A 20,348-nucleotide genomic window follows, 5' to 3' on the forward strand; every position below is an offset into this window, starting at 1 on the left:
AGAAAGGACAACCGTCATGCAACGTCGAGAACTCTTGAAGCTCATCGCCGCCGCCCCGTTCGCAGGCGCCGCCGGCCAGCTGATGGCCGCGCCCGCCGCCGAAGGCACCAAGCTGCTGGTCGTGTTCCTGCGCGGCGCGTACGACTGCAGCAACCTGCTCGTGCCGACCAGCAGCGACTTCTACTACGCCTCGCGGCCCAACATCGCCATAGCGCGCCCCGGCACACCCAACGGCGCGCTGCCGATCGACGGCAACTGGGGCCTGCACCCGGCGCTCGCGCAAACCGTGATGCCACTGTTCCAGCAGAAGCAGGCGTCCTTCATCGCCTTCGCCGGCACCGACGACCTCACGCGCAGCCACTTCGAGACGCAGGACTCCATCGAACTCGGCCAGGCGCTCGACAAGCGCCGCGACTACCGCTCGGGCTTTCTCAACCGGCTGGCCGGCGTGCTCGGCGCGGGGCCCGCCACCGACGTGTCGCCCATCGCCTTCACCGACCAGCTACCGATCTCGCTGCGCGGCAACGCCAAGGCCGCCAACATGGCGCTCGCGGGCAATGCGCGTTCGGCCCTCGACGCGCGGCAGAGCCAGGTCATCGCGGCCATGTACCGCAACACCGCACTCGCGCAGCCCGTGGCCGAGGGCTTCCAGGTGCGCGATGAAGTCATGCGCGCCGTGCAGGCCGAGATGGACGCGGCCAGCCGCAACGCCATGAGCGCCAAGGGCTTCGAGCTGGTCGCGCGCCGCATGGCGCTGCTGATGCGCGACCGCTTCGACCTGGGCTTCGTCGACGTCGGCGGCTGGGATACGCACGTGGGGCAGGGCGGTGCCACCGGCTACCTTGCCAACCGTTTTGAAGAACTGGGCCGCGGCGTGGCCGGCTTCGCGCAGGAGATGGGCGAGGATGCATGGCGCCAGACCGTCGTCGTCGTCATCAGCGAGTTCGGCCGCACCTTCCGCGAGAACGGCAACCGCGGCACCGACCATGGGCACGGCACCGTGTACTGGGTGCTCGGCGGCGGGCTGTCGGCGCAGGCGGGCGGGCGCGTCGTGGGCGAGCAGCAGGCGCTGACGCAGGCGACGCTGTTCGAGAACCGGGACTATCCGGTGCTCAATGAATACCGGGCGGTGTTCGGCGGGTTGTTCAGGCGGATGTATGGCTTGTCGCCGGCGCAGCTGGCGAAGGTGTTCGATGGGGTGGCGCCGAAGGATCTGCAACTGGTCTGACGGGCGGATCGGCCGTGGGGCCTTCGAGTGGACAATCGAGGAAGCTCCATTCGAAACCACACCCACGACCACCATGCCCCGCCTCGACGACCCCCTCCACGACGCCGAAGTCGGCTCCCGCGACAGCACGCTCGACACCACGCGCATCGACGACGTGCGCATTGGCGCCGTCCGTCCGCTCATCACCCCCGCGCTGCTGCAGGAACGCGTGCCCGTGCGCGACAACACGCTGGCGCTGGTCGAACGCAGCCGTGCAGAAATTGCCGACGTGCTGCACGGCCGCGACGACCGGCTGGTGGTCGTGGTCGGCCCCTGCTCCATCCATGACCACGACCAGGCCATCGAATACGCACAGCGCCTGAAGATCGTCTCCGATTCGCTGCAGGACGACCTGCTCATCGTGATGCGTGCCTACTTCGAGAAGCCGCGCACCACCGTGGGCTGGAAGGGCTACATCAACGACCCGCACCTGGACGGCAGCTTCGCGATCAACGAAGGGCTGGAGCGCGCGCGGCGCCTGCTGCTCGAACTGACCACCCTGGGCCTGCCGACCGGCACCGAGTTCCTCGACCTGCTGAGCCCGCAGTTCATTGCCGACCTGATCGCCTGGGGTGCCATCGGCGCCCGCACCACCGAGAGCCAGAGCCACCGGCAGCTGGCGTCGGGCCTGAGCTGCCCGGTCGGCTTCAAGAACGGCACCGACGGCAGCGTCAAGGTTGCGGCCGACGCCATCCTCGCGGCCCGCGCGCCGCATGCCTTCATGGGCATGACCAAGATGGGCATGGCGGCAATCTTCGAGACCCGCGGCAACGACGACTGCCACGTGATCCTGCGCGGCGGCAAGGCCCCCAACTATTCGGCCGCGGATGTCGCGGCCAGCTGCGAGGCGCTGCTGGCGAATGGCCTGCGGCCGCAGGTGATGATCGATGTCTCGCACGGCAACAGCAGCAAGCAGCACCAGCGGCAGATCGTGGTCGCCGAAGACGTGGCGGCGCAGATCGCGGCGGGCGAGCGGCGCATCACGGGCATCATGATCGAGAGCCATCTGGAGGAAGGACGGCAGGACCTGAAGCCCGGGGTTGCGCTGAAGCGCGGCGTCTCGATCACCGATGCCTGCATCGGCTTTGCGCAGACGGTGCCGGTGCTTGAGGGGCTGGCTTCGGCGGTGAAGGAGCGGCGGCGGGTGTCGAAGGGGTGAGGCTGGAGGGGGCCTGCTCAAGCTTGGAGTGGCCGAGCAGCAACTGCACCGCACGGAGGTTCCTCGTCCGCCGGTAGATCAGGGTCGCCTTCGTCCGTCGCATCGAGTGCGTTCCGTAGTCGGCAGGATCCAAGCCAAGCTCTCTGACCCAGTCACCAAGAATCCGGGCGTACTGCCGGGTGCCGAGGTGCGGCGAGTCGTGCATTCGGCTCGGGAACAGGAAGTCGTCCGATCGCAGCCCGGCGTGCTGAATCCACGCCTGCACAGTCTCGCGGGTTCCGGGCGCGAGCTCGAACTGCACCGGACGCTGCGTCTTGCGCTGCATCACTGTTGCCCTTGCTCTCCGTGGCAGACGTCCCTGACCTTCAGGCTGACAAGATGCTGTCCAAGCCCAAGTTGAAGAGGGCGAGTTCGCGCACTCGGCCCTCCAGTTGCAGCCGCACCCGCAGCGCCCAAATGTCCTTCAGTTTGAAAGGCGCCTTATGGCCGACGATCTTGCCCTTGTTCCGGGGCGCGCGGCAGGTTGCAGTGTTTGCTGATCCCATGATGGTCTCCCATCGAGTTGAGGGAACCTCAGCATGCGCGGGCCGGACTGCAGCTGTCCTTGGTGCCGCGCCTGCTTCGCTGGATTGGGCATCAGCTTTCGCGGCTATGTTTGACCTGCGGCAGCAAGGGGCACAATCGGCCGAGGCTGTGTGAAAAGACTTCCAGTCCCGCCCTTCAAAAAATAAAATCGATGCACCCGTTTCAAGCGAGGTGCCCATGAAGCGATTCATCGAAGGCGAAGATCGACAGCAGGTCGCGCTGTTGCCGGAATGTCTTGATGACTATACCCAACGCAACGTCGAGTTGATGTGGCTCACTGGCCGGCTTGCCCCGGACTTCAAGACCATTGCCGACTTCCGTCACGACAACGGCGCGGGCATCCGCAACGTCTGCAAGCGTTTCGTGGGCATGTGTCGGGAGCTCAAGCTGTTCACGCAGGCCATCGTGGCCATTGATGGCAGCAAATTCAAGGCGGTCAACAGCCGGGACCGCAACGTCACGCCAGCCAAGATCGATGCGCGCCAGCGGCAGATCGAGCAGAGCATCCAGCGCTACCTCGATGCGCTGGAGACCGCCGACCGTACGCAGCCCGCGGAGGTCGAGGCCAAGACCGAGCGACTGCAGGACAAGATCAAGAGGTTGCGCGAGCAGATGCGCCAGCTCGATGAGACCAAGGAGCAACTGAAGCACGAGCCCGACGGCCAGCGCTCCACCACCGATCCCGACTCACGCTCGATGAACTCGCAGGCCAAGGGCTCGGGCCTGGTGGGCTACAACGTGCAAGCGGCAGTCGATGCCAAGCACCATCTGATCATTGCCCACGAGGTGACGAACATCGGCAATGACCGAGCCCAGCTGAGCAAGATGGCGCAGGCCGCACGCGAGGCGATGGGTAAAAGCAGGCTGCGCGTCTTCGCTGACCGTGGGTACTTCAACGGCACTGAGCTCAAGGCCTGTGAAGACACGGGCATCGCGACTTACGTGCCCAAGCCGATGACCTCGGGCGCCAAGGCCCAGGGGCGCTTCGACAAGAGCGACTTCATCTACATCGCCAGGGATGACCAGTACCAGTGCCCAGCAGGCGAACGCGCAATCTATCGGTTCAACACGATCGAGAGGAATGGCCTGAACGCACGCGTCTACTGGACCAGTGCTTGCCCTCGTTGCTCCATGAAAGATGAGTGCACAACCAGCGACTACCGGCGCATCCGTCGATGGGAGCACGAACAGGTTCTGGAGCGCGTCCAGCGGCGGCTGGACAGGAAACTTGACGCCATGACCCTGCGACGACGCACTGTGGAGCACGTGTTCGGTACGCTGAAACACTGGATGGGGTCCACCCACTTCCTGACGAAGACGCTGGAGCACGTAAGCACCGAGATGAGCCTGCACGTGCTGGCGTACAACCTCAAGCGGGTGATGCGGATTCTGGGGATGGCGAAGACGATGAAGGCGATGCGGTTGGTGGGGCCGTGAGCCTCTCAAATGCGGCCTTACCGATATGCGGCGCCTCAGCACGTGCAAACGAGGTCACTCGCGACAATTCGCTTGCTGGGGGCATCGAGACCCATCAGGACACTCGCTAACGCGAGGGTCCGGCATACTGGGCGCGATGAGGGCGTTTCCACACAGCCTCGGCCGAAATCGTCTCACTTTTTGCCTCGAAATGAGACAGCGTGCCGGGCAAAGTCCTCGGCATGCCTCAAGCACAAGACACCATCACTCGCCGCGACGACATGCCGCTGGCCGGCCGTTCGATGGAGCTTCGCGGCTTTACTCGCGCATCGGACGAAGGCGCACCGCGAGCTGAGACTTCGCTCGCGACCGCACAGCTTGTCTTCGCTGCCGGTGCCAGCGTCAGGCGCTATGACTGGTATCGCGAGCGCAGCTACCTCGAACAGCTCGTTGTCGAAGAAGGCTGCATTCGCCTGGACCGCCTGACCCGCGGCGCGCCACTGCTCAACACGCACAACGCATGGAGCCTCGAAGCGCAGCTCGGCGTCGTCGAGAACCCGAGCATTGCTGCCGGTGAGGGCCTGTGCGACGTGTCGTTCTCGCGTCGCCAATCTGTTGCCGGCTATGTGCAGGACGTGGAGGACGGAATCATCCGCAATGTCTCGGTGGGCTACGTGCGCCATCGCGTCGAGATGGTCCCGCCTGCGGCTGACGATGGCGAGTGGCTGTATCGCGTCATCGACTGGGAGCCCTACGAGGTTTCTCTCGTCCCCATTCCTGCCGACATGGATTGCCAGGTCCGCGGCACCGAAGCGCAGGCGCCCACGGGCACCGAAGTCGCTCAACGCACCTTTCCCTGCGAGTTCATCGAAGTTCGCAGCCAGACCGCATCGCCCACGGTGGGCGCTTCCGCCGCAAATCCAAACCTGAAGGAACTTTCCATGCCTCAAGCCTCCGCCGGCGGCGCCGCCGCGACGACCGAACAACAACGCGTTGCACCCGGCACCGTAGCCGCAGCGCCGACCGCCGCGCCCGTCGCATCGGGAAACGCCGTGGCCGATGCCACCGCCGCAGCAGCACAGCGCGCGGCCGACATCAGCGAGGTGTGCGCGCGTCACAACGTGGCCCACCTGGCCGCCGGCCTGATCCGCGGTGGCCAGCCGGTCGAGCACGCTCGCGCGGCGGTCCTCGAAGAGCTGGCCCATCGCGATGCGGCCAGCGGCGGCCATCGCAATGTGCGTATCGAAACCGTCACCGACGAGATGGCAACGCGCCTCGCCGGTCTGGAACAGGCCATCACGCACCGCGTGGCCCCTGGCACGGTGCTCGACGACAACGGTCGCCAGTACCGCGGCATGTCATTGCTGGAGATGGGCCGCGATCTGCTCGAAGCCCACGGCGTCAAGACCCGCGGCATGGAGCGCATGCAACTGGCGTCGTCGATCCTCACCTTCCGCTCGGGTGGCATGCACACCACCAGCGACTTTGCGTCGCTCTTCGCCAACGTGGCGAACAAGCGCCTGCGCAACACATACGACGAGAACCCCGGCACCTATGCCATGTGGGCGCGTCGTGCGCCGAACGCGCCGGACTTCAAGAACATCACCGTCGTGCAGCTTTCCGGGGCGCCCGAGCTGCTGCGCACCAACGAACACGGCGAGTTCAAGTACGGCACGATGAAAGACGGCGCCGAGACCTACGGCATCGTGACGCATGGCCGCATCGTCTCGCTGTCGCGGCAGGCGCTCGTGAACGACGATCTGCGCGCCTTCGACCGCATGGTGACCGGCTTCGGCGCATCGGCCCGCCGTCTCGAAAACCGCCTCGTCTACGCGCAGTTGACCGGCAACCCGACGATGGCCGACGGCGAACAGCTCTTCAGCGAAGCGCACAAGAATGTCGCCACCGGCGCCGGCTCGGCGCTGCAGTTCTCCGCGCTGTCGGCCGGTCGCACTGCGATGCGCCTGCAGCGCGGCCTGCAGGGCGAAGAGCTGAACCTCGCGCCCGGTTACCTCATCGTGCCGGCCGCTCTGGAGCAAACCGCCTACCAGCTCACCAGCTCCAACTACACGCCGGCCAAGCAATCGGACGTGAACGAGTTCCGTGCCGGTGGTCGCACGTCGGTGGAGCCCATCGTCGAGCCGATCCTCGATGCGGTGAGCGCATCGGCGTGGTTCCTGGCCGCTTCGAATTCGCAAGTCGATACCGTCGAGTACACGTTCCTCGACGGCGCCGAAGGCCCGGTCATCGAGTCCGAGATCGGCTTTGAGATCGACGGCGTTTCCTACAAGTGCCGTCACGACTTCGCCGCCAAGGCGGTGGACCACCGCGGCATGTACCGCGCGAACGGCGGCTAACGCGCTCCACGCCGGCGCCCGATTCCGGGCCGCTGGCGGCCTCATCACTTCACCCAAGGAACCACCATGAAGAACTACCGCCAAGCGGGTAGCGTGCTCACGCTGACTCCCTCTATCGCCGTCGCCTCGGGTGTCGGCTTTCTGTTCGGCGCCGCATTGTTCGGCGTCGCCACCACCGATGTGCCGGCCAACACGCCGGGCGAGTTCAAGACCGATGGCGTCTTCGACCTCGGCAAGACCGCGGGCGTCGCGGTCGGCGTTGGCGACCGTCTCTTCTGGGATGCGCCGAACAAGGTCGTCAACAAGACCAGCGCCGGGCAGGAGTGCATCGGCGTCGCAACCGAAGCGGCAGCGGGCGGTGCGGATGTCGTCTCCGTCAAGCTGGGCGCAAGCCTGCCGGCTGCCACCTGATCCGTTTCGCCTGCACGCCATGCCGACACCTTTCGCAGCGCTTCAAGACCGCGTGAACCGTGCGCTCGATCAGCACCTGACCAACGCGCTTGCGGAGGTCGAGGGCATGGCCGATCCCGTTCCCGTCGAGTTCGACGACCCCTATGCACCGTCCTTCGGTGACCAGGTGGATGCGCAGGCGCCCGAGTGCTGGGGGCCGGTGGCGGCTTTCGGTGGGCTGGAGCGCGGCGATGCCCTGCGCATCGACGGCAAGCCTTTTGAGGTCGTGCGGTCGAAGCCCGATGGGACGGGGCGCGTCCACCTGATTCTGCGGAGCGCCTGAGCGTGATTGCGCTTGAACCTGTGATCGTCGAGCGACTGCGCGCGAGCCTGGCTGATGCATGGACCGTGAAGGGCATGTTCTTCGACGCCGGAAAGCGCGATCCCGACCTGTTCGCTTCCGTGATGTTCGCCGACGCCGATGTGCCGGCCAGCGAGGCGCCCGGGGCGCTGGTGCGTCCGTTGTGGCTGGTCACGCTGGTTGCCAAACGCGCCGACGCGGAAGCCGCCGCGCAGCTCGACAGCGCGTTCGCGCTGGTCATCGAGGCGCTGCACGGCTGGGGACCGGGCCAAGTCGCCGGGCGTCGCTGGGAGCTTCTTCAACTGGTGCGCGTGAAGCCACCGCCATTTCTCGAGAACGGCCTCGTCGGCATCGAACTCGGTTTTTCCACATCGGCCCGTTTCGACGGCCAACCCTGAAAGATTCCCATGCCCATCGTGCACACCAAAACAGAACTGTCGGCCCCGCGTGGCCGCCTGCGCCTCGACATCATGAACGCCCTCGAAGAACTCACGGGCGAGGAAGAAATGGGCAACTGCCCGAGCTTCGTTCTCACCATCGATTCCGAGAAGGCCGAGGAATTCTCGGCCGAGACCGCCGCGAGCGAACTCATCGGTACGCTGACCGGCAAGGTCAAGCGCACCGCGAAGATCACCTGCAACAACATGAGCATGGCGACCTATCAGCGCTTCCTCGCGGCAACGAGCGAGGTCGTCGTGCAGTCGGCGGTCGCCGTGACCGGTGAGATGCGCACTGTGGTGCCCGGCAAGATCTACCAGCTCGGCCAGACCACGGCAAACCCCATCGGCGTGCGCAACGTCACGGCGGTGAGCGTGAAGAGCGAAGACGGCACCACGCCCTACGAGGCCGGTGTCGACTTCAACGTCGATCCCGAAACGGGCGCCGTGCAGATCATCGTCGGCGGCGGCATCACGGCCGGCGCCGTGCAATTCGGCTACACGCCCGTGGCCGGTTCGTACACGCGCCTGAAGACCGGCGGCAACACGTCGTTCCTCGCGGCCGTGCGCGTGGTCGCCGACAACGCTACGGGCAGCAACAAGGACTGGTACATGCCGCGCGTGAGCATGACCCCCTCCGGCGACCTCCCCATCGTGTCGAACGAAGTCGAGTTCGTGAAGGTCGAGTTCGATGTGGACGTCCTGAAGTCCGCGAACGCCGAAGCCGTCTACGTCGGAGGCCGCCCAGTCGCCTGACCTTGAACACCCGTCCCCCGTTCGTCGCGGGGCGTGGTGACGCATGCGGCTTCGCGCAGAGGCCGCATGCGCCGCCACCGTCCATCCACCTGATCTTCACTCCCTATGGCCTTCAAGCCGATTCAGATCGTTATCAACGCCAAGGACGATGCGTCCAAGGTGTTCGACCGCCTGCAGACGCGTCTTGCCGCGTTCGCTGCGGTCGTCCTGGGCTACTTCGGCATTCAGGCTTTCGCCGGCTGGATCAAGGGCGGCGCCGACTTCGAGCAGGCCATGAGCCGGGTGCAGGCCGCGACGGGCGCCAGCGCGGCCGAGATGCGCCAGCTCCGCAAGGCGGCGCAGGAAGCCGCGGCGGATGTCCGCTACGGGTTCACCGAGCTGCAGGCGGCGGGCGCACTGGAGAACCTTGCGAAGGCCGGCCTCAACGTGCGCGACGCCATCGCCACGCTGCCGGCCGCGATGCAGCTTGCGCGTGCGGGAGATATCGAGCTGGGCACCTCGGCCGAGTACCTGACGAAGATCGTCAACGGCCTGGGCCTCGCCTTCACGGATTCGGGCCGCGTGGCCGACGTGCTCGCGAAGGGCGCCAACGCCACGAACACCAGCGTCACGGGCCTGGCGCAGGCGCTGAGCTATGCGGCCCCACTCGCGAACACGCTCGGGCTGAGTCTGGAGTCCACCGTTGCCATCGTGGGCAAGTTTGCCGATGCGGGTATCGACGCCAGCCGCGCCGGCACGGCGTTGAACAGCATCTTTGCGCAGTTCTCCGACCCGGCCAGCAAGTTCCGCACGGAGCTGGCCGCCGCCGGCATCACGACGAACAATTTCGAGAAGATGCTGCATGAGCTGGCCGCAGCCGGGCCGGCGGGTCAGCGAGCCATTGCGGCGGTGGGACAAGAGGCTGGGCCAGCGCTGCGCGCGCTTCTGAATCAAGGCATCGTCTCGCTCGACGCACTGACGAAGAAACTGCAGGACGCGAAGGGCAGCGCGGCCGAGACCGCAGCCGTCATGCAAGCGAACCTCAAGGGCGCGCTCAACGGGTTGAGCACCGCGTGGGATTCGACCGTCAACGCGCTGACGACCCCCGTTCTTCCGGTCCTGAAGCAAGGCGTCGAGCAGTTGTCCGGCGCGCTGCGCTCGGCGGTTGCCGATGGCACCGTGGGTCGCTTTGGCACCGCCCTGGCAACAGCCTTCCAGAACGGCATCCAATGGGTGAAGGCCTTCATCGCGAGCATCGATGTGCCTGCCATCTTGGCGAAGGTGCAGGCGCTGGCAGACCGCGCCGGGGCGCTGCTCGACAGCTTCGGCCAGAAGGCACAGACCACAGGCAGCATCGTGCAAACGGTGTGGGGCGTTATGGTGGCTGGCGCGAACGTCGTGCTCGCCGCGATCTACAAGCAGGCCGAAGCCATGGCGACCGTGGTCAGCGCCGTGCAGACGGGCCTCGCGCTCATCATGTCGGGCCTGGCGAAGATCACCTTCGGCGCGGTGTCGGCGGCCTTCAAGTCGGCCGCCGAAGAGGTGCGCACCTCGGCCGAAGCCACCGGTGCGGTGGCGGATGCTTTCGGCGAGAAGGCGAGTGCGGCCTTCGACCGTGCCGCCGAGGGTGCGGAGCAGGCGCGCGCCGGCTGGGCGGGCCTGACCGGCGACGCGGCGGCCACCACGGCGGCAGCGGCCAGCGGCGCGGCGGCGTTCACGAACATGGCGGCCGAGATGCAGGCCGCCGGCGACAGCGCGCAGGACGCGGGCCAGAAGGCCGCCAGCGCCGCCGAAACGCAGAAGGTGAAGGCCGAGGAAGCCCGGGCCTCGGTCAAGCGCCTGCACGCCGAATACGACCAGGCCATTGCCACGGGACATCTGGAGCTGGCCGCGCAGAAGCTCGACGAGCTGAAGAAGGCCAACCTCGCCGCCGCCGAAGCGGCCGTGACGAACAAGAAGGCGCAGGCTGATGCAGCGGCCGAGATCGATGCCGCGTTCCAGCGCGCCGGCGTCCAGACCAAAACCCAGCTCGACACCATCGCCAAGACCGCGCTGCGCGACTTCGAGATGATCCGCGACAGCGGGCAGGCGACCGCCATCGGCCTGGGCGAGGCATGGAAGCGCGCCGCCGACGCCGCCATCGCGGCCGGCAACGGCGTGGCCCCGGGCTGGGTGCAGGCGCAAGCCGCCCTGCGCGGCTTCGAGGTCACGCTCGACAGCGCCGGCCGCTCGACCCTGAAGCTCAAGGACGCCCAGACCGATGCCACGCAGGCCGCCAACGGCCTGGCCGGTGCGCTGCGCGATGTGACCAGCGCCCGAGAACGCGACATCGAAGCGCGCGAGAAGGCCAACGCTCTCAAAGAGCGCGAAACGGCGCTGGAGAACAAGCGCCTCGGTCGTGATGCAAGCGGTTTCTCCACCGACAAGAACGGCAAGACCGTCGTTGCCGGCAGCGACCTCGGGACCATGACGGGCATCGCCGCGTTCCTGAAGAACGCCGGCGTCAACGACGACGCGACCGCACGCCGCATCGCCCGGGAGTTCGCCGACGAGAAGGGCAATGTCCAGTTCTTCAACAACCCCGGCCAGAAGAAGTACGGCGGCGACACGCTGAGCTATGCGCTGCTCAAGGCCGCCGAGAAGGTGACGTTCGCCGGCGACGGCCAGACGCCGACCACGATTCCGAAGCCGGAATCCAACCGCACGGTGAACCTGCAGCTCAACCTCAACGGCCGCGACTACGGCCGCGTGAGCACCGATGCCGCTGGTGCCGATGCCATCGAGGGCCTGCTCGCGCAGCTCGGCGCGGCCAAGGGCACGGCTTCCAGCCGGGCAGGGCACTGACATGGCTGCAGAGAAGTTCCACACCCTGGCAGGCCTGCAGATCCCGCGCGGCATGGTCTGGGCCGACGAGTTCGGATGGAGCCGCGTCGAGAAGAGTCTCGAGTACTCGGTCACCGGCGCCGCGCTCATCGATGCCGGCGTGCGCCTGGCCGGCCGGCCCATCTCGCTGCAGGGCGAGGTCGATGCCGGCTGGATCAGGCGCGGCGCGCTCACTGCGCTGCAGGCGCTGGCCGAGGCCGACCCGATCGCCGACTTCCCGCTCGTGCTGGCCGATGGCCGCACCTTCACCGTGCAGTTCGCGCCCGGCGTGGCCGTCGAGGGCAAACCGGTCGCGCGGCCTGAGCTGCCGGTCGAGGACTACCCCTACGTCGCCACCGTGCGACTCATCACCGTCTGACCGACCCCGACATGACCATTCTCGAATCCGACATCAAGATCGTCACCACGCAGGTGATGGACGACGTTGACAACGGCGGCGGTGCGCCGACCGCCAACGTCATCGAAGACGGCAAGAGCAACGCCATCTTCAAGGACATTTCGGCCGTGGACCGTGCGCGCGGCGACGTGTCCATCATGAAGATCGCAGCCACGATCCAGACGATGAACACCGACACCGCGCTCGGTGGCCTCGTCATCATCTCGCGCCCGCCCGCTGACCCGAACGTGAGCCCGGCGCTGTTCTACACCGGCGACTTCTTCGACCGCYGCGCCAGCATCCAGAACCGGATCGAGGCCTACACCTCGGCGGGTGAAGAGTTCAACGGGTATCTGCTGTCCAACCATGTGCAGGGGCAGCGCTCGCTGCAGATCTTCCAGCGGCCCGGCGCCACGCCGCCCGCGGTCAACGGCACGCTGCAAATCAGCGGCGGCGGCAAGACGGAGTACGTGCGCATCGCGGACGTGGCCACCGAGCAGCGCACCTACAGCTACAGCACGGGCGGCGCGTTCGTGGACTACGCCGCACAGGTCTGTGTCTGCGAGCTGGTGGACGGGCTGAAGAACGACTACACGGGCACGCCAGCGAACCGCCTCTTCGAGCRCACCGCGACCTCGGCCGCGGTGAACAAGATGCTCGTCGCCAACGCCTCGAAGTTCTACGGCATCGCGAAGCTCGCGGCCCACGTGACCACGGGCGACCTGTCGGCGCGGGTGGACCGGATCGACACGCAGCTCGTGCCGAGTGCCACCACGGAAATCCCGCTCGTGGACATGTCGGCCGCCGGCTCGGTGACCACGCTCGTGGCCGCCGGTGCGGGCACCGTGTCGCTGACCACGGGCGTGGCCTTCGGCCCGAACGCGATCATCGCCTTCGGCAACCCTGCTTATCCGGGCTCGCTGTCGGTCGCGACCGCGGCCGGCACGCTGACCGACGACGGCGGCCGGCTGAAGCTCGGCGCACTGACCATCGGCAGCGTGAACTACGCCGGCGGCTCGATGACCTTCGCGAGCGACGCACCCGCCATCGCCGGCAACAAGACGATCAGCTTCCGGCCCGCCGGTGCGCCCATCGAGCTGGCCGATTCGGCCTCCATCGCAGTGACGGTCGAGAGCCGGCGCATCAACTACCCGCTGACCATCCTGCCGCCGCCGGCCCCGGGCTCGCTGCGCGTGGCCTACCGCGCCGGCGGCAACTGGTACGAACTGGCCGACGACGGCGGCGGGCGCCTGTCGGGCACCAGCTCCGGCATCGGCAGCGGCACCATCGACTTTGTGACCGGCACGGCCTTGCCGACGCTCGGAAGCCTGCCCGACGTGGGCAGCGAAATCATCTTCACCTGGGCGGCGAAGTCCAACTACAAGGACCGCAGCGGCACGCTCACGGCGGCCGTGTCGATCCTGCTCGCCCTCGACAACCAGGCGGCCCAGTCCGGCACGGTGTCGGTGGACTGGAACGACGGCGCCGCGCGCCACGCGAGCGACAACGGCAGCGGCGCGCTCGCGGGCGATGCCACCGGCCCGGTGTCCTATGCGGCGAGCCTTGTCGAGGTGAAGCCCAACGTCCTGCCGGCCTCGGCCGTGGCCTTCACGGTCGGCTACAGCCACGGCGAGCCGTCCTCGAAGGCGTTCCCGGCACCGGCGCGCGATGTCGATGGTGCGATCACGCTGAACCTCGGCAAGACGAACATCGCGCCGCGCTCACTCTCCCTCGACTGGAACCTCGTCCTGCAGTCCACCGGTGGCGTGCCGGCCGACCAGTGGGTGCCGCAGAACTTCGCGGCCACCAAGACCGTGACCGACGACGGCGCCGGCAAGCTGGTCGATGGCCTCGGCGTGCAGTTCGGCACGTTCGACTACGCCACCGGCGTGGCGAAGCTCTACCCCGAGGCCGTCGTCAGCGTGGCCGTGCCGCAATGGGCCGTCAACCCGCTGGGCGTGCTCGGCACGGTGCTCTCGCCGAACCTGCCGGGTTTCTATCGCAACACGCTCACGGGCTACACCTATGCCGTGCTGAATGCGTCGCTGCCGGCCGACTCGACGGCGCTCGTGACAGCGAATTTCCGGGTGGTGGGTGCCGGCACGACGAAGAGCCAGACCTTCCACCAGCCCAAGCTCTCCATCAGGCTGCTGCCCAGCTTCAGCGAGGCCGGCGTGCCGGGCTCGGTCAACTTCACGATGGGCGGCAAGACCTACTTCGACCGCGCTGGCAGCCTGTACACCGACCTCGACCCGGCCACCGGTGCGGCCTCGCTGGCCGGCACCTACGACTACGCCACGAACGTGGCCTCACTCACGACCTGGCCGGCCTCGGGCTCGACCGCGGTCGTCGTCAACAGCTTGTTGACCTCGCTGGACAGCCAGCCGGTGGAGTACGTCGTCTTCCGCACGCCGGTGGCGCCGGTCAGCCCCGGCTCGTTCCAGCTCCTGGCGACCAAGCTCAACGGCGGAACCATCAACGTCACGGCCGATGCCTCGGGCTTCATCAACGGCGCGAACGTGCACGGCACCTACGACTACGCCACCGGCGTGGGCAAGGTGCGTTTCGGGGACTGGGTGACGGCTGCCGGCAACGAGGGCGCCATCTGGTACGCCGCCGATGCGGTGGGCAGCGACGGCAAGATCTGGAAGCCGGTTCCGGTTTTCGCGAACACCATCCGCTACAACGCAGTGGCCTACACCACGCTGCCCGTCGATGCCACGCTGCTCGGCCTCGACCCGGTGCGCCTGCCGGCCGATGGCCGCGTGCCGATCTTCCGCAAGGGCGAGCTGGTCGTGATCCACAACACGAAGCGCCTGCCGCCGGCGGTGGTCGCCAACGGGATGACGCTCGACGCCGGCCGCGGGCGGCTCTCGCGCGCGAAGCTCATCGGCGGCGACGGCGTGACCCTGGAGACCGGCTACACGCGCAACCTTGACGCGGGAACGGTCACGTTCACCGACGTGTCGGGCTACGTGCAGCCCGTGGTCTACGAGCACCGCATCGAGGATCTGCTGACGGTGTCCGATGTCGGCATCGATGGCCGCCTGGCGTTCGCGGGGCGCGTCACGCACGACTACACCGCGGGCGACACCTATGTGAGCAGCGCGCTGCCGATGGGTGATGTGAAGGCGCGTGTCTCGCTGTTGTTCGATCAGCAGACGTGGAGCGGTGCGTGGTCCGACAGCCTCATCGGCGCCGCGGCGGATGCGACCTTCAACGACATCGATTTCCCGGTCACGGTCACGAACAAGGGCGCCGTCACCGAGCGCTGGCGCATCCAGATCAACGCCGGCGGCACGACCTACAACCTGATCGGCGAGCACGTCGGGCAGATCGTGACGGGGCAGAGCATGGCCGTCGATTGCTCGCCGCTCGGCCCCTCGGGCGTGCCCTACATGACGATCCCGGCCGCCGGCTTCGGCTCGGGCTGGGCCGCGGGCCAGCTCATCCGCTTCAACACCGTGGCCGCGACGTTTCCGTTCGTGCCGATCCGCACCGTGCAGATGGGTGCCGAGACGGTTCTCGACGACAGCTTCGAAATTCTGGTCCTCATCGGCGTGGACCGCCCCTGATTCAAGACAGCAAGAGGACATCCAATGGTTTCAGTAGTGGACACAAGCGTGAAGCACTTCGGCAGCTTCATGGGCGCGGCGATGCCGGTGCTCAACGGGGTGGCGGGCGCGATGGAGGCGCTGGTGTATGCCTGCCTCGTGACCGGCATCGACACCAAGGCGCTCACCTCGCTCACGGTCTCGGGCGGGGTGGCGACGGCGAGCTACACGGGCGCGCATTCGGCAACGCCCGAGAGCGTCGTGCTGATCGCCGGCGTCACGGGCGCGCTCACCGCGCTCAACGGCGAACAGAAGATCATCGCGAAGCCGAACGCAGGGTCTGTGCAGTTCGCCACCGCTGCGCCCGACGGTGTTGCCTCCGGCACCATCACCATGAAGATGGCGCCGCTCGGTTGGCTGCGGCCCTTCAGCGGCGCGAACCTGGGCGCCTACAAGAGCGCCGACCCGGCCAGCACGGGCATGTACTTGCGCATGGACGACACCGGCACCCTGATGTGCCGCGTCGTCGGCTACGAGTCCATGAGCGACATCTCGACCGGCGTCGGCGTGTTCCCGCTGAACAACGTGATTCCCGGCGGTGGGGCATGGGGCAAATCGGCGGTCGCAAACACCAACCCGGTGAGCTGGTTGCTGGTGGGCGACGGTCGCACCTTCTATCTGCACGTCTCGGCCTACCAGGGCAACGGCGTGGGCACCTTCGACCGCTTCACCGTGGGCGCGCTGCGCGGGTTCGGCGACATGAACGTGCTGCGGCCCAGTGGCGATCCCTACGCCTGCGCGCTCTCTGCCTACTTCGATGCGAATTCGCCTGCCAGTTGGGCCAACAATCCAAGCAACTCGGTGTTCGACAACGCAGGGCTGCAGCTCTACACGCCTCGCAGCGTTTCTGGGCTCGGGTCGGCCTATGGCATGGCGTCTTATCCCTATACCGGGGCCGCGGGTTCGGCGGTCTCGGGACTGGATGGCACGTTCGGCGCTTTCCCGGGGAGAGTTGACGGGAAGCTGAGACTTTCTCGGCGGTATCTGCGCTCGTTCGATGCCGTGTATCCAGAGCCGCGCTGCGAAGTGCCGGGCGTCCTGACGATCCCGCAAACCACCGTCTCCGGGCAGATCAATCACCGCGACATCGTGCCGGCCACCGGCGACATGGCTGGCCGCAAGCTCATGGCCTTGTCGGTCGGCACGGCCTACAGCAGCGACCCGGCGGTGTCGGGCAGTGCAGGCATCACGCTGATGGACATCACGGGGCCGTGGCGGTGAGCGTGAACGTCTCCTTCGGTCGCTTCAGCTACGCCATCGACGTGGCCGATTCGGCAACGCCGGCGCAGCGCTATTCGGCCTGGGCGCAGGCGCTGGGTGTCTCGGACGCCACGACGCTGCAGGCGCTCGACGGCGACGACGTGCCCTATGTCGTCACGCTCGGGGCATCGCCCTACACGGGCGGTTCGACGACGGCCATGTTCTGCAGCGAGGGCGGGTTCGCGCCCTACAAGGTCACGCCGACCACCACGAGCACGGCCTCCTACGCGCTCACAAGCGTGGACCGCATGTACGGCTTCGGCGTCCGAGCGGAAGCGCTGACGACGTTTCATCCGGGGGGCGATTGCCAGTCCACCGGCGTGCTGTTCCAGCGTGCCGGCGCGGTGTCGATCTTCAAGGGCCGGATCAAGCGTCTCGGGCAGGAGGTCAACCGGCTCGACTTCGCTCTGCGCGTGGATGCCGCCGGCTGGGAGCTGGTGGTTGCGCCAATCGATGTCGTGCAGCCGGTGAAGCTGTTTCTCGGTCTGCCCCAGTACGAGATGTATTCGCAGGATGTGGCTGTGGGCGCCATCAAGGCATTCACCTTCGTTCCTTCAGACATCGCGCCGGCGCCAATTCAGACGGTGATCCGCGCACCGGCCCATGTGGTGAGCAGCGGCGCGATGCCGCCCTACGGCGGCACGGTGCAACGGCGATTTGCGCTCGGTCGCAAAGACCATCTCACGGGCGTGCTCGGGCAGGGCATCGGGCGGGTGCGCGGCCGGACGCTCGACTACGCGAATCCCGAGAACAAGCCCTATCCCTGCCGCGTGCGGCTGGTCCGCGAGGTCGATGGCCTGCAGCTTCGCGAGCTGTGGAGCGATGCCAACGGGAACTATGACTTCCAGTACGTCGACGAGCTGCAGAGCTACTCGGTCTTCGCCTACTACCTCGACCACGGCAAGCGCGCGGTTGTCACGGACGGGCTGACGCTGGCGAATGGCAAGGTGGAGCTGATGCCATGAACGTGCTCGCGATCAATGCCATGTTGGGCGGGCCGGGCTTGGTGGCGTTCCTGGGGGAGGGCGCGCGGTTCCTGGCGTGCGGCGGCGTGCAACCGGTCGAAGGCGGCGCCATCGCCACGCTGCTGGCCGCGGCCGTGCTCGCACTGCCTGCGGGCGAGGTGGCCGAGGGTCGCCTGCGGCTCGTGCAGGCCGACACCGCTGGTGACCTGGCCGTGGCGACCGGCGTCGCGACTTGGGGCAGGGTGGAGCGCGCCGATGGCACCTGGGTGGCCGACTTCAGCATGAGCGGCCCCTCGGGCGCGGGTCAGGTCAAGCTCGTGGTGCAGAACCCGCCCGAAGGCGACCCCGAGGCCAAGCTCTACCAGGGCGGCACCTTCTTCCTTGGCGAGGTGGTCATCGGTGGTTGAGGATCTTGTTTTTCGCAAGGGGCCTGCCGATGGGCCACCGAACATCCTTGTGTTCGGCGAGGCCGACGAACCAGTCAGCGGCGGGGCCTATGCGCTCGGGCGCATTGCGTTGCCCGCGTTCATGGTGTTCGGCGCAGCGATGGCGACTATGCCGCCGCGTGCGACGGCCGCCGGCGTCATCCCATTGCCCGCCTTCATGGTCAGCGGGGCCACGAGGTATGCGAGTGCCGTATCCCGTCCGCTCATGGGCAAGGTGTCGAGCGGCTGGCAGGTGGCCGCGCAGATCGAAGGCGGCGCGGTAGCGAAGCATCAAAACGCCGAGCGTGCGCGCGTGGGCCGTGTGAGCAGCTGGCAGAAGGCCACGCCCCGGACATCGGGCTTGTCGGCCGTGTGGCAAGAGGCGCAGCGCGTGCGTGCCGGCGCAGCGGCGCGGCATCAGGCAGCGCAGCAGCTCGAAGCCAGCACGGGCCTGCGGCATCAGGAGGCGACGCGCGCGCGCTCGGCAGCAGCGATTCGCTGGCAGGAGGCCGAGCGCCTGGCGCTGGCGCCCCTCGGCGTGCGATACCAAGAGGCCGAGCGCGTGCGCCGTGGCGTGCGCGCGAGCTGGCAGGAAGCCGTGCGCGCGCAGGGGCGTCACACCGGCCGCTTCGGCGCCGCTCTGCAGCTCGATGTCGGCCGCGTGTCGCGCTGGCAGGCGGCCATGGCGCCGCTGCCGGGGCGCTCGGTCGTCGTGCCGCCCGAGGTCGATCCCTGCTACGTGCCCTCGACCACGCTGGTTTTCAGCGAACGCCAGCGCTACAGCACCACGCTCATCTTTGTTTGCGAGCGGCACCGGCCGCCGCCGGGCAGCGGCGCACCCGTCGTCGTGCCCACTCTGGAGGTCTACACCGTGCAGAACAGCATCAGCCTCGTGCGCCTCGACAGCGGCGAGCCGCTTGAGGCCTTGGCCTTTTCCATGCGGCTCGGGGCCGATTCGTGGACATGGCAATGGAGCGCGACGCTGCCGGGCGCGGCGTGGCCTGTCATCCGCCGCGGCATCCACGCCGCGCCGGTGGAGATCCTTGCCACGGTCAACGGCGTGCCGTACCGGCTGAGCGCGACCGACTGCGGTCGTGATCGGCGCTTTGCCGATGGCAAGGTGCAGGTGACGGGCAAAGGGCGTGCAGCCGTGCTCGATGCGCCCTATGCGCCGGTACTCAATCACGCTTCGGCCGCCGCGCGCAGTGTGGCGCAACTGCTCGACCTGGCGCTGACCTACAACGGCGTGGGCATCGGCTGGGGGATCGACTTCGGGCTGATCGACTGGGCGGTGCCAGGCGGGACGTGGGCCTATCAAGGGAGCCACATCGGCGCGGTGCTCGACATCGCGAGCGCCGCCGGCGCCATCGTGCAGCCACATGCGACCGATGCGACGCTGCGCGTGCTGCCGCGCTACCCGGCGGCGCCGTGGCGGTGGAACACCTTGGTGCCCGACTACGTGCTGCCGGCCGCGGCGGTCGCGGTCGAAGGCATCCAGCTCAAGACCCAGCCTGACTACAACCGTGCATTCGTCGCGGGCACGACGGCGGCGGGCGTTCTGGGGCAGATCACGCGCAGCGGCACCGCTGGCGACAGCGTGGCCGAGATGGTGACGCACCCGCTCATCACGCACAGCGACGCGGTCATGCAACGCGGCCTGGCGATCCTCTCCGACACCGGTGCGCAGGCGGATGTGACCTTGAGTCTTCAGGTACGCCCGGAAACGGGCGTGATCCTGCCCAACCGACTGGTGCAGTACGAAGAGGGCGCCGAGACCTTCCTCGGCCTCGTGCGCGATGTGCAGGTGAACTGGCAGCGCCCCGTGCTGCGCCAGTCGATCACCCTCGAAACCCATGTGGAGGCCTGAGCGTGGCATCGACGAACCCCTATGTCGCGCTGCTGGCCCTGCTGCCGAGCTATCCGCTGCAGATCGCAACCATCACCGCCATCGAGGGCGAGGTCGCGCGGCTTGTGTTGCCTGGCGGCGGCGTCCTCATGGCCCGCGGCGCCGGATCGGGCGCGGTGGGTGACCAAGTATTTGTGCGCGATGGCGTCATCGAGGGCGCGGCCCCGTCGATGCCCGTTGTGTTGATTGAAATCTAAACGAGAGGGCATACA

General features: G+C 67.5%; 16 protein-coding genes and 1 pseudogene. 16 read left to right on the forward strand and 1 reads right to left on the reverse strand.

The window, feature by feature from the left end; all coding sequences use genetic code 11:
- Window positions 1-16: 16 nt before the first annotated feature.
- Together AC1DFC_RS15840 and AC1DFC_RS15845 are read left to right on the forward strand one after the other, a co-directional pair.
- The gene (locus AC1DFC_RS15840) at window positions 17-1,228 is read left to right on the forward strand and encodes a DUF1501 domain-containing protein (protein ID WP_007828080.1); all 1,212 of its coding nucleotides are present in this window, start codon (window positions 17-19) and stop codon (window positions 1,226-1,228) included.
- A gap of 73 nt (window positions 1,229-1,301) precedes the next feature.
- On the forward strand, window positions 1,302-2,426 hold the full coding sequence (locus AC1DFC_RS15845; RefSeq protein WP_478179555.1) for a 3-deoxy-7-phosphoheptulonate synthase: 1,125 nt from the start codon (window positions 1,302-1,304) through the stop codon (window positions 2,424-2,426).
- A 16-nt stretch (window positions 2,427-2,442) separates the two neighbouring features.
- Here the strand turns inward: AC1DFC_RS15845 and AC1DFC_RS15850 are convergent.
- Window positions 2,443-2,971 (reverse strand): annotated as a pseudogene (locus AC1DFC_RS15850) (tyrosine-type recombinase/integrase); the annotation flags it as partial.
- 217 nt (window positions 2,972-3,188) lie between these two features.
- Here AC1DFC_RS15850 and AC1DFC_RS15855 point away from each other — a divergent pair.
- The 14 genes from AC1DFC_RS15855 to AC1DFC_RS15920 all read left to right on the forward strand — a co-directional run bounded on the left by AC1DFC_RS15855 (window position 3,189) and on the right by AC1DFC_RS15920 (window position 20,333).
- Window positions 3,189-4,448, forward strand: a complete 1,260-nt coding sequence (locus AC1DFC_RS15855; protein ID WP_478179556.1) for an IS1182 family transposase — start codon at window positions 3,189-3,191, stop codon at window positions 4,446-4,448.
- Window positions 4,449-4,669: 221 nt separating this feature from the next.
- Entirely contained in the window at window positions 4,670-6,784 is a 2,115-nt protein-coding gene (locus AC1DFC_RS15860; RefSeq protein WP_478179557.1) for a prohead protease/major capsid protein fusion protein, read from the forward strand.
- A gap of 66 nt (window positions 6,785-6,850) precedes the next feature.
- On the forward strand, window positions 6,851-7,195 hold the full coding sequence (locus AC1DFC_RS15865) for a DUF2190 family protein (RefSeq protein WP_478179558.1): 345 nt from the start codon (window positions 6,851-6,853) through the stop codon (window positions 7,193-7,195).
- 19 nt (window positions 7,196-7,214) lie between these two features.
- Window positions 7,215-7,517, forward strand: coding sequence for a head-tail joining protein (locus AC1DFC_RS15870; RefSeq protein ID WP_478179559.1), 303 nt, complete (start codon window positions 7,215-7,217; stop codon window positions 7,515-7,517).
- A gap of 2 nt (window positions 7,518-7,519) precedes the next feature.
- Entirely contained in the window at window positions 7,520-7,933 is a 414-nt protein-coding gene (locus AC1DFC_RS15875) for a hypothetical protein (protein ID WP_478179560.1), read from the forward strand.
- Window positions 7,934-7,942: 9 nt separating this feature from the next.
- Window positions 7,943-8,728: a phage tail tube protein gene (locus tag AC1DFC_RS15880; RefSeq protein WP_478179561.1), complete on the forward strand. Its 786-nt coding sequence runs from the start codon at window positions 7,943-7,945 to the stop codon at window positions 8,726-8,728.
- A 105-nt stretch (window positions 8,729-8,833) separates the two neighbouring features.
- Complete coding sequence (locus AC1DFC_RS15885) at window positions 8,834-11,551, forward strand: phage tail tape measure protein (RefSeq protein WP_478179562.1); 2,718 nt, start codon at window positions 8,834-8,836, stop codon at window positions 11,549-11,551.
- A 1-nt stretch (window position 11,552) separates the two neighbouring features.
- On the forward strand, window positions 11,553-11,948 hold the full coding sequence (locus AC1DFC_RS15890) for a hypothetical protein (RefSeq protein ID WP_478179563.1): 396 nt from the start codon (window positions 11,553-11,555) through the stop codon (window positions 11,946-11,948).
- Window positions 11,949-11,959: 11 nt separating this feature from the next.
- A complete protein-coding gene (locus AC1DFC_RS15895; protein ID WP_478179564.1) occupies window positions 11,960-15,541 on the forward strand; it encodes a hypothetical protein in 3,582 nt (1,193 codons plus the stop codon).
- 24 nt (window positions 15,542-15,565) lie between these two features.
- On the forward strand, window positions 15,566-16,801 hold the full coding sequence (locus tag AC1DFC_RS15900; protein ID WP_478179565.1) for a hypothetical protein: 1,236 nt from the start codon (window positions 15,566-15,568) through the stop codon (window positions 16,799-16,801).
- A gap of 2 nt (window positions 16,802-16,803) precedes the next feature.
- Window positions 16,804-17,805 (forward strand): hypothetical protein, encoded by a 1,002-nt coding sequence (locus tag AC1DFC_RS15905; RefSeq protein ID WP_478179566.1) that lies wholly within the window; start codon window positions 16,804-16,806, stop codon window positions 17,803-17,805.
- The gene (locus tag AC1DFC_RS15910; protein WP_478179567.1) at window positions 17,802-18,212 is read left to right on the forward strand and encodes a hypothetical protein; all 411 of its coding nucleotides are present in this window, start codon (window positions 17,802-17,804) and stop codon (window positions 18,210-18,212) included. Before AC1DFC_RS15905 ends, AC1DFC_RS15910 begins: the two co-directional genes overlap by 4 nt.
- Window positions 18,205-20,097, forward strand: coding sequence for a hypothetical protein (locus tag AC1DFC_RS15915; protein WP_478179568.1), 1,893 nt, complete (start codon window positions 18,205-18,207; stop codon window positions 20,095-20,097). The genes AC1DFC_RS15910 and AC1DFC_RS15915 overlap by 8 nt, the downstream gene beginning before the upstream one ends.
- A gap of 2 nt (window positions 20,098-20,099) precedes the next feature.
- Window positions 20,100-20,333, forward strand: coding sequence for a hypothetical protein (locus AC1DFC_RS15920; protein ID WP_478179569.1), 234 nt, complete (start codon window positions 20,100-20,102; stop codon window positions 20,331-20,333).
- Window positions 20,334-20,348 lie beyond the last annotated feature (15 nt).

It is taken from the genome of Variovorax sp. 10L421 (genome assembly GCF_056395365.1).